This window comes from Staphylococcus sp. 231237_7MaSpsaltlick, assembly GCF_043107035.1.
Window position 1 is genome coordinate 1 of sequence record NZ_JBICNX010000251.1, and the last position, 642, is coordinate 642.

The 642-nt window shown below is 26.3% G+C and carries 1 protein-coding gene; it reads left to right on the plus strand.

The window, feature by feature from the left end:
• A partial coding sequence (locus tag ACF91D_RS31265) for a tyrosine-type recombinase/integrase (RefSeq protein WP_392438625.1) occupies positions 1 to 642 on the plus strand: 642 nt, incomplete at both ends.

Below are 642 nucleotides of genomic sequence, written 5' to 3' on the forward strand. Positions count from 1 at the left end.
CTCAATTTGTTACATATCCACAAAAACCAAAAACAGTAGCAGAGCTAGAAAGTGATGATTTGGAAATGAAGTATATTTCTACAGAGGATATGAATAAAATTTTAGAAGTTAAAAAATCTAATAGAAGATACTATCAAAATCTATCGGAATATTTTTTAATACTTTATTATACCGGTATGCGCCCTAGTGAACTTCTAGCATTAAAATCAACAGACATAAACTTTAAAAATAAGACTGTATCAATTACTAAAACTTTATTTAACGAAAAAGATAACAGAAATGACTATAGTTTATTGATACCAAAAGGAAATAAAAAACGGATTATAAAAATTAATGATATATGTATTGAAACTTTTCAAAAGTTAATTAATGAAAATAAAGAGAAGAAAAAGATATATAAAGATGCATATGATAATCAGAAGTTTATTTTTTCTGATAGTACAGGGCACCCTTACATTTTAAATCGTATTCAAAAGAAATTCAAAAGAATATTAACTGAAGCTGAAATTTCAAAGGATTATACACCTCATGCTTTTAGGCATACATATACAACTAATTTAATTGCATCAGGCGCACCAGTAAAATTAGTACAACAAGTGCTTGGACACATAAATATAACAACCACATTAAATATCTATACTC